We start from the raw sequence: 650 nt of genomic DNA on the forward strand, positions 1-650 counted from the left end.
GGATAACACAACGAAACCCAGTGAAAACAAAAGGGCACCATTAGGTGCCCTTTTTCTTTTCCTCAAGCTCTACACACACTTCATTATTCACAGCATATGTTTGACTGGAATAACGGGAGCTAAGTTTACTCAGTCGCTCACACTTCACATAATCATTTGCTCTATGAAAGACTACCTCTCTCAAAGCAATGGATATTATCGGTGAAATTATCACACAACTTATTATCGCGCTTACATTCAAGAACTTCGCTGATAGATTTCTTTTTAATATTTCAGCCAAGCAATAAACAATAATGATAAGGCTAACTAAAAAACCACCAAAAACAGCCCAGTAATTTAGGATGCCATCTATAACGTACACTTCTCGTTGCTCGCCAAAAGCTTGCTCTAAGATATCCCAGCCAAAGAACACACTAGCGGAAAGAAAAGCCCCAAAGAAAACTATCCTTAAGTAATTCACTCAAGAACTCCCTTGATTTCATTCGTTAACGTTTCCGAATATCCATATTGATTATCAAGGTAGTCCAAGAGTTTACCTGTAAAGAAGGAGGATATTGCGAATACAAATCCTGTGACAACAATGCCAGCAGTCGCGGGAACCATTACAACTGCAAGACTTGCAACACCTAGACTAACTAGACCCTTTGTAA

2 protein-coding genes are annotated in these 650 nt (G+C 38.9%); both read right to left on the reverse strand.

What is annotated here, in order from left to right; translation table 11 throughout:
- Positions 1–40: 40 nt before the first annotated feature.
- A complete protein-coding gene (locus BN1128_RS04160; RefSeq protein ID WP_042866499.1) occupies positions 41–460 on the reverse strand; it encodes a hypothetical protein in 420 nt (139 codons plus the stop codon).
- On the reverse strand, positions 457–650 hold a 194-nt coding region (locus BN1128_RS26005; protein WP_042866500.1), incomplete at its 5' end, for a hypothetical protein. The genes BN1128_RS04160 and BN1128_RS26005, both read right to left, overlap by 4 nt.

The organism is Aeromonas piscicola, from assembly GCF_000820005.1.
Taxonomy (GTDB): Bacteria; Pseudomonadota; Gammaproteobacteria; order Enterobacterales; family Aeromonadaceae; genus Aeromonas; species Aeromonas piscicola.